This is a genomic window from Antarctobacter sp., assembly GCF_965277915.1.
Taxonomy (GTDB): domain Bacteria; phylum Pseudomonadota; class Alphaproteobacteria; order Rhodobacterales; family Rhodobacteraceae; genus Antarctobacter.
The window spans coordinates 1,019,122-1,027,500 of the sequence record NZ_OZ255849.1; the positions used below are offsets into that span (position 1 = coordinate 1,019,122).

Annotated in this window: 9 protein-coding genes (1 of these 9 only partly in view); 8 read left to right on the forward strand and 1 reads right to left on the reverse strand. The window is 66.7% G+C overall.

The genetic code is table 11. The annotated features are described in order from the left end of the window. The first annotated feature begins 3 nt into the window (after window positions 1-3). Genes ACQY5B_RS05810 through ACQY5B_RS05845 form a run of 8 tightly spaced genes read left to right on the forward strand, consistent with a single transcriptional unit; the run spans window position 4 to window position 8,001 of the window. A complete protein-coding gene (locus ACQY5B_RS05810) occupies window positions 4-939 on the forward strand; it encodes a VOC family protein (RefSeq protein ID WP_420325990.1) in 936 nt (311 codons plus the stop codon). After that, entirely contained in the window at window positions 936-1,724 is a 789-nt protein-coding gene (locus ACQY5B_RS05815; RefSeq protein ID WP_420325989.1) for an SDR family oxidoreductase, read from the forward strand. Before ACQY5B_RS05810 ends, ACQY5B_RS05815 begins: the two co-directional genes overlap by 4 nt. Before the next feature lie 10 nt (window positions 1,725-1,734). Further along, window positions 1,735-3,411, forward strand: a complete 1,677-nt coding sequence (locus tag ACQY5B_RS05820; protein WP_420325988.1) for a thiamine pyrophosphate-binding protein — start codon at window positions 1,735-1,737, stop codon at window positions 3,409-3,411. Window positions 3,412-3,415: 4 nt separating this feature from the next. Beyond that, complete coding sequence (locus ACQY5B_RS05825; RefSeq protein ID WP_420325987.1) at window positions 3,416-4,210, forward strand: aspartate dehydrogenase; 795 nt, start codon at window positions 3,416-3,418, stop codon at window positions 4,208-4,210. Window positions 4,211-4,215: 5 nt separating this feature from the next. Then, complete coding sequence (locus ACQY5B_RS05830; protein WP_420325986.1) at window positions 4,216-5,709, forward strand: aldehyde dehydrogenase; 1,494 nt, start codon at window positions 4,216-4,218, stop codon at window positions 5,707-5,709. Beyond that, complete coding sequence (locus tag ACQY5B_RS05835; protein ID WP_420325985.1) at window positions 5,706-6,938, forward strand: FAD-dependent oxidoreductase; 1,233 nt, start codon at window positions 5,706-5,708, stop codon at window positions 6,936-6,938. Before ACQY5B_RS05830 ends, ACQY5B_RS05835 begins: the two co-directional genes overlap by 4 nt. Continuing rightward, on the forward strand, window positions 6,935-7,402 hold the full coding sequence (locus tag ACQY5B_RS05840; protein WP_420325983.1) for a flavodoxin domain-containing protein: 468 nt from the start codon (window positions 6,935-6,937) through the stop codon (window positions 7,400-7,402). Before ACQY5B_RS05835 ends, ACQY5B_RS05840 begins: the two co-directional genes overlap by 4 nt. Continuing rightward, the gene (locus ACQY5B_RS05845) at window positions 7,402-8,001 is read left to right on the forward strand and encodes a pentapeptide repeat-containing protein (RefSeq protein WP_420325982.1); all 600 of its coding nucleotides are present in this window, start codon (window positions 7,402-7,404) and stop codon (window positions 7,999-8,001) included. Before ACQY5B_RS05840 ends, ACQY5B_RS05845 begins: the two co-directional genes overlap by 1 nt. Before the next feature lie 27 nt (window positions 8,002-8,028). On the opposite strand, the gene ACQY5B_RS05850 is transcribed toward ACQY5B_RS05845, so the two are convergent. Then, on the reverse strand, window positions 8,029-8,379 hold the end of the coding sequence (locus ACQY5B_RS05850) for an IclR family transcriptional regulator (RefSeq protein ID WP_305970967.1). 465 nt of this gene lie beyond the right edge of the window; 351 of the gene's 816 nt are visible here — the last part of the coding sequence; its start codon lies beyond the right edge, outside the window — the gene reads right to left on this strand; its stop codon occupies window positions 8,029-8,031.

An 8,379-nucleotide genomic window follows, 5' to 3' on the forward strand; every position in this document is an offset into this window, starting at 1 on the left:
CCGATGAGCGAGACCCAGATCCGCACCGGCAGTCTACGCGGCATCATGATGCGCGGCCCGGGGTTGGCGGAAACCTTGCCCTTCTACGAGGACATGTGGGGCCTGAAACTGGCCCATAGCGACGACGGCACGGCGCTTTTGCGCGGGACCGGTACCGAGCCATTTCTCTATGGCCTGACCGAGGGCGATGTCTTTGGCATCGAATATGTGCATTTCGCCATGCCTGACCGTGCACAAACCGACGCGCTGCACGCGCAATGCGTCGCCAGGGGGGCGCAGGTGCTGGGCGCCCCGGCAGACTTCGACGACTGGGCCGGCGGCTACGGCTTCGAGATCCTCGATCCGGACATGCGTCGCCTGCGGTTCCGCACCGAGGCCCGGCAACTGCCCGAAGAGCCGGACTGGTCCAAGCCGAAAAAGGTCAGCCATGTGGTGCTGAACACGCCGGACATGGATGGCGTGCAGGCCTGGTACGAGAACGTGCTGGGGTTCCGGACCTCGGATTACTCTGCCGACCAGATGGTATTCCTGCGCTGCAACACCGATCACCATTCGATCGCGCTGGTCCGTGCGCATTATGCCAGCGTCAACCACGTCGCCTTTGAATTGCCGACCATCGACGAATTCATGCGGGCCATCGGCCGGATGAAGCAGAAGGGCCATGTGCCGACCTGGGGGCCGGGCCGTCATGGACCGGGCAACAATCCGTTTGCCTATTTCGTCTCGCCGTCGGGCTTCGTGATCGAGTTCACCTCGGAACTGCAACAGATCGACGAGACCACGCACGAGGCGCAGGTCTGGCCGCGTGACAATCCCGAACTGATGGACCGCTGGATGACCGCCGGCCCGCCAACACCGGCGCAACGCGCGGTGATGCAAGGGCGGCCCGATCCGGGCTGGCCGGAACTGGCACGACGCGACCGGGGGGCAGCGGAATGAATTTCGGATACGACGGCTCGGTGGCGGTTGTCACCGGCGGATCCTCGGGCATCGGGCTGGCGACTGTGCGGGTGCTGCTGGGATCGGGCGCCAAGGTCGCGCTTTGTGCGCGCAACGCCTCGCGGCTGGAGGACGTGGCCAGCGTGTTGCGCCGCGACTACGGCGAGGATCGCGTGTTGTCCCGTGCCTTCTCGGTGCTGGACGCGGACGACGTGACCGGATTTGCCGACGAGGTGAAACAGACCTTCGGCCGCTGCGACCTGCTGGTGAATAATGCGGGGCAGGGGCGTCTTTCGACCTTCGCCGAGACCAGCGACCAGGACTGGCGCGACGAATACGAACTCAAGATCTTCAGCCAGGTGCTGCCGATCCGGGCCTTCCTGCCCATGCTGCGAGAGGCGCAGGGCGCCATCGTCGCGGTGAATTCCTTGCTGGCGTACCAGCCAGAGCCGCACATGGTCTGCACCTCATCGGCCCGGGCCGGCGTCCAGAACATGCTGAAATCGCTCAGCGTCGAGTTGGCGCCGCATGTGCGGGTGAACTCGGTTCTCATGGGACTGATCGAATCCGGACAATGGACCCGCCGCTTTGCCGCGCGCGAGGATCAAAACGTCAGCCGCGCCGACTGGTACGGCGCGCTGGCCGAGAAGAAAGGCATTCCGATGGGCCGTCTCGGCGACCCCGAAGAGGCCGCCAACGCGATCGCCTTTCTCGGCTCGCGCGCGGCCAGTTACATCACCGGCGCCCAGCTCGACGTTTCGGGCGGCCTGGCACGGCACATCTAGGGAGATGGGTATGAAACACGAACAAATTCAGCAGACCGAGACGGTCGGCGATTTCATTGCCCGCTATCTGGCGGATGTTGGCGTCACCACCATGTTCGGGGTCATCTCGATCCACAACATGCCGATCCTCGACGCGGTGGCGCGCCAGGGGCGGATCCGCTTTGTCCCGGCGCGGGGCGAGGCAGGCGCGATGAACATGGCAGACGCCTATGCCCGGGTTTCGGGCGGTTTGGGCGTCTGCCTGACCTCCACCGGGACGGCGGCGGGCAATGCCGCCGGCGCGCAGGCCGAGGCGCTGACCGCCGGTAGCCGCGTGTTGCACATCACCAGCCAGGTTGACCTGGCCTATGCCGACCGTGATCGCGCGGCGATCCACGACGTGCCGCGCCAGCCCGAGATGCTGCGCGGGGTGTCCAAGGCGGTCTACCGTATGTGGGATGCCAACGGCGCCGTTGGCGCCTTGACGGCAGCCGTCTCCTCGGCGCTCTCGGCCCCCAGCGGTCCGGTGTCGCTGGAAATCCCGGTGGATGTGCAACGCAGCCTCGCGGCACCGCAGGGCACGCAGTTCGCCCCGGTGCCGGTGGTGCCCCGCGTATCCGACGCGGTAATCGAGAAAATTGCCGATCACCTGAAACAGGCCAAGCGTCCGTTGATCTGGCTGGGCGGCGGTGCCCGTGGCGCCGTGGCCGAGGCGACGGAGCTCATGCGGCGCGGTGTGGGCGTCGTTTCCTCGACCAACGGTCGCGGCGTGGTGTCCGAGGAAGAGCCGGGCACGCTGGGTGCCTTCAACATGGGGCCGGAGGCAGTCGAGCTGTACCAGAGCTGTGACCTTATGATCGTCATCGGCTCGCGCCTGCGCGGCAACGAGACCCGCAACAACGAAATGCCTCTGCCCAAGCCTCTGATCCAGATCGACGCGGATGCCTCGCAGGGGGGGCGCAACTATCCAGTGGACCTGTTTGCGCATGGCGATGCAGCGGACACGCTGGCACGCGTTCTGGAACTTTTGCCCGCGAAACTGGACACCGATCCGAACCTTGGCTTCGACATTGCCAAGGCGCGCGCCAAGGCCGAGGGCGCGCTGCGCGACCGCCTGGGCCATTATTCCTCGGTGGCGGATACGCTCAGCGCCAAGGTTGTCGAAGGCGGCCATGCCTGGGTGCGAGACGTGACGATCTCGAACTCGACCTTCGGCAATCGGTATGTCCGGCTCAGCGAGCCAACGCAGGGCGTGCATGCGCTGGGCGGCGGCATCGGGCAGGGTGTTTCGATGGGGATTGGCGCCGCGTTGGCCTGCGCGGAAGGGCGCAAGGCGATCACCCTGCTGGGCGATGGTGGTACGATGCTGGGTCTGGCCGAGGCGATCACCGCCGTCGATGAGAACGCGCCGCTGGTCTATGTCCTGATGAACGACCAGGCCTATGGCGTGATCCAGAACATCCAGGACGCGCAATACGACAGCCGCCGGCACTATTCGGCGATCCGCGTGCCCGAGTTCGGGACCTTCTGCGCCTCGATCGGCCTGCCGCATCGCAAGGTCAGCGCGCTGGAAGAGTTCGAGCCGGCGCTGGACGACGCGCTGGCAGCCGAAGGACCGCAGCTGATCGAGGTGGACATGATCGCCATCGGTCCCTTTGCCGAAGCCTTTGCAGGCCCGCCCGCCGGTGCCGCGCAGAAAGAGGACTGACCGCATGCGGCTGGGACTGATCGGCTTTGGCAACATCGGCGCCACGCTGCTGGGCCTGATGCAGGAGGCGGGGCTTGCCCCTGCACATCTGGCCGTTCTGGTGCGCACGGGCCGCGAGGCCAGCGTGCCGGCGACGGCGGGGGCGGTCGTGGTGACCAAGGCCGAGGCGCTGCTGGCCGAAATGCCCGATCTGATCGTGGAATGCGCGGGGCACGCGGCTGTGTCCGAACACGGGCCGGTGGTGCTGCGTGCAGGTGTGGACATGGTGCAGGTTTCGGTCGGTGCCATGTCGGATCCCGCGCTGGAGGCCCGGTTGCGCGCTGCGGCGGAAGAGGGTGGGGCGCGGATCGTCCTGCCCGCGGGCGCGGTCGGCGGTCTGGACCTGTTGTCGGCGCTCTCTGCAACAGGCGAGTTGCAAGTCACCTATCGCGGCATCAAGCCGCCCAAGGCCTGGGCGGGGACGCCTGCCGGGGAAACGCTTGACCTCGATACCCTGACCACGCGCGAGGTCTTTTTCCGTGGATCGGCGCGGGATGCCGCGCGCGCGTTTCCCAAGAACGCCAACGTCGCGGCGTCGCTGGCCCTGGCCGGGGCCGGTTTCGAGGACACGCAGGTCGAGCTGATCGCGGACCCGGAAGCGCCGGGTAACGTGCATTCTTACGACGTGCGCTCGCCCGTGGCGAATTACACGATGGAAATCCAGAACCTGCCCTCGGCGGGCAATGTGAAAACCAGCGTTTCAACGGTCTACTCGGTCCTGCGAGAGATCCGGAACCGCATGAACCCAGTGGTGATCTGATGAACATGATGGACACGACACTGCCGGACGGACGGCTGTACCTTGGCGGCACCTGGCGCGAGGGTCGGGGCGCCGAGATCACGTCGGTATTCCCGGCGGATGGCTCGGTGAACCGCGTCCTGCGCGGCGCATCCGCCGCCGATGGCGAAGAGGCGATTGCCTTGGCCAGGGCGGCGCAGCCCGCCTGGGGGGCGCTGAAACCCTTTGAGCGGGCGCGGGTCCTGTACCGCATCGCCGACGGGATCGAGGCGAACACCGGACGGATTTCGCGCATCCAATCCCGCGACACCGGCAAGACGCTGACGGAAACCGCGGCGCTTGCGGCCTCGGCGGCGGGCACCTTCCGCTATTTCGCCGCCGTGGCCGAGACGATGGACGACGATCTAACGGCACGGCGCGGCACCGCGATGACCCTGTCGGTGCATGAACCGCTGGGTGTCGTCGCCGCCATCACGCCGTGGAATTCGCCCATCGCCTCGGATGCGCAGAAAGTGGCGCCGGCACTGGCAGCGGGCAATGCCGTGATCCTGAAACCCGCCTCATGGTCGCCGCTGACGGCGCTGGAACTGGCGCGGATCGTGGATGAGGCCGGATTGCCCAAGGGGTTGTTCTCGGTCCTGCCCGGTTCGGGGCGGGAGATCGGCAACCTGCTGGTGGAACATCCCGACACCGCCAAGGTCAGCTTTACCGGTGGTACCTCGACGGGGCGGACCCTGGCGCGCAAGGCGGCGGAAAAACTGATGCCCGTCAGCCTGGAGCTTGGTGGCAAGTCACCCACCATCGTCTTTGCAGATGCGGACATGGATCTGGCGATTGCCGGGATCCTCTTCGGCATTTTCTCGTCCTCGGGGCAAAGCTGCATCGCGGGATCGCGCCTGTTCGTCGAACGCTCGATCTACGACGGCTTTGTCGAGCGGCTGGTCGCGGCGACACGCGCGCTGAAAGTGGGCCACCCTTTCGAGGTGGGAACGCAGGTGGCGCCGCTGATCCACATGGACCACCGGGCCGAGGTGGCGGACCACGTTGCCCGGGCGCTGGACGAGGGGGCGGAATTGCTTTGCGGCGGTGCCGCGCCCGAAGGAGAAGACTACGCAGCGGGCAGCTACTACCTGCCCACCATCCTCGCCGGGGTCGACAACACGGCGCGCATCTGCCGCGAAGAGGTCTTTGGCCCGGTGCTGGTCGTCATGCCATTCGACGACGAGGCCGATGTCATCGCCCAGTCGAACGACAACGACTACGGGCTGGCCTGCGGGATCTGGACGCGGGACTTTCCGCGCGCGTGGCGTATCGGCAGCGCGATCAAGGCGGGCACCGTCTGGCACAACACCTACAAGCAGTTCTCGATCTCGACGCCCTTCGGCGGCGACGGGGACAGCGGCGTCGGACGCGAGAAGGGCCGCCAGGGCCTGCGCGCCTACATGACGCAAAAGAGCTTTTACACCGATCTGAGCGGTGCGCCCCATCCCTGGGCCGGCGCCGCGCTGGAGGCGACATGAGCGGCAAGATCGCAATCGTGGGCGCCGGACCGTCAGGCTGTTACCTGGCGCAGGCGCTGCTGAAGAAGGCGCCGGATCTGCAGGTCGACCTGGTCGACCAACTGCCTGTGCCCTACGGGCTGGTCCGCTACGGCGTGGCGGCCGACCACCAGGGGACAAAGGGCGTTGCCCGTCAATTCGCGCGCGTCTTCGAACGGCAGGGCGCACGTTTTTTCGGCAACGTGGCGATTGGCCGGGACGTGACACTGGACCAGTTGCGCGCGGCTTATGATGTCGTGGTGCTGGCGGCGGGACTGTCGGCGGATCGAAAGCTGGGCGTACCCGGCGACGATCTGCCTGGTGTCTATGGCGCGGGGCGGCTGACCCGCGCCCTTTTCGAGCATCCCGAGGCCGAGGACCTGCCCGATCTGGGCGCGCACCCCGTCATCGTCGGCAATGGAAACGTGGCCATCGACCTGCTGCGGCTGCTGGCCAAGGCGCCCGATGAACTCGACGGTTCGGACCTGGGCGAGGGGCCGAGCCGCTGGCTGGCCGAAAGCGGGATCGAGACGATCACCATCACAGGGCGGTCGCGCGCCGCACGGGCCAAGTTTGACGCTGTCATGGTCAAGGAACTGGCCAAGCTGTCCGATGTCCGGATCGAGGTGGTCGACGCCGGTGTCAGCGACGACGCGACCGAGATGAAGACTCTGGAGGCGCTTTCGGCGATCCACGGACACGGGGCCGGGGCCAAGCGGATCACCTTTCGGTTCGGCCTGACGCCGAAGGCGGTCGAGGGGGAGGGCCGGGCACAAGCCGTGCGCTTCGCCTCGGAGGTGGGCGAAGAGGTCATCCCCTGCACATCCGTCCTGACCGCCATCGGGTTCGAGGCGGCGCCGGGCCTGCCGCGCGATATGCTGATCTCCGAGGCCTCCGACGCCGAAGCGGGGCGGCTTGCGCCCGGGCTTTTTGCGGCAGGATGGTTCCGGCGCGGCCCGCGTGGCACGATCCCCGAGAACCGTGCCGATGCGCAGGCGCTTGCTTCTGTCATTCTCGACGACCTTTCTGCCGATCCGTCGCGCGCCGGGTGCGAGGTGTTCGACGGGCTGGACGACATCGTCGAATATGCCGGCTGGTGCCGGATCGACGCCGCTGAAATAGAGGCCGCGCCCGAGGGGCGCTGCCGGACCAAACTCGCCACCCGGGAGACAATGCTCGGGGTTGCAGGAGCAAGGGAGACGACCAAATGAAGATCACCATCCTTTACGGCACTGAAACCGGCAACGCAGAAATGCTGGCCGAGGACATCCAGTCCGAGATCGAGGCTGACCACGAGGTCGCTATCTCGAACCTCGAGGATTTCGCGCCCGGGGAGTTCGATGCGGAGTGCTTTTACCTGCTGGTCTGTTCGACCTATGGCGATGGCGACCTGCCGGCCTCGGCCCAGCCCTTTGCCGATGCGATGGAGGCGGAAAAGCCCGACCTTGCGGCGATCCATTTCGCGATCTTCGGCCTTGGCGACAGCGAATACGACGAGACCTTCAACCACGGTCCCAAGAAGCTTGCGGAACTGATGATCGCGCATGGCGCCCACCAGGTGGGGGAACGCGTGGCACACGATGCCTCTGGCAGCGACATGGCCGAGGATCTGGCTTTTCCCTGGGCCGAGGCCGTCATCGCCGAAGTTTCGGAAAAGTTGGGCGAGGCAGCCTGATGACCCCTGCGGAACTGCGCGAAAGGCTCGTCGCCCCCTGGTGGCACGGCGAACATGCCGATCTGAGCGGGGTGACTTGCGAAGGGCGGCTGGACCTTTCTGGCTGCGAGGTGGCCGGCTTCGATCTTTCCGGGGCCCGTTTCCCCGAGGGGATAGACGCACCAGGCGCACGCTTCCTCGGGCTCAGCTGGTTGCGGGACGTGCGGTTTGGCGGGCGCGCGGATTTCAGCGGCGCGGTTTTCCTGAACGACGCCCGTTTCGAAGGTGCCCGGTTCGACGGTGCGGCACGGTTCTCGGGGACTGAATTCAGGGGGATCGGCAGGTTCGACGGCGCGCGCTTCGCGGCGGGGGCGGATTTTTCCGGCGCCGTGGGCTATGGCAACTGCTCGCTGGCGCAGGTGTCCATCCAGGGCCCGGCGAACTTTCGGGACAGCGAATGGCTGGGCGGTTTGTGGTGTCAGGACGCGGCACTGCCTGCGGATACCGACCTGGCCGAAACCCAGGTGCACGGGCGCCTCTGGCTGCGCGGGGCGCGGCAGGGGAACGGCGCGCTGCAACCGGCCGCTTTCGGAATGTCCTTCGGCTATACCTATGTCTGAGACCGGGGGCGCGTTGCCGGCGCGCCCCTATATCTGTTCCGAGGCCCAGCCACGATAGCCGAGCGCCTCGGAAATCTCTCTCGCCGCGGCTTTCAGCTCCGTTTCGATCTGGCCGACCTGCGGGCTGTCCGCCGCAAAGGCGCTGACGTGACCGGTCACGTTGATGGCCGCGATGGCGCGCCCCTGGTGATCGTAGACGGCGACCGCCGCCGACCCGATCTCACGTTCGAAATTTGCCACGCTCCACGACATGCCGCGTGCCCGGTCCTCGGCCAGCTGGTTCTCGAGTTCCTCGAGGCTGGTGCGGGTCTTGTTCGTGTAGGCCTCCAGCGGATGCGCACTGTACAACGCCCGCAGATCCGCCGAGGACAGTTCCGC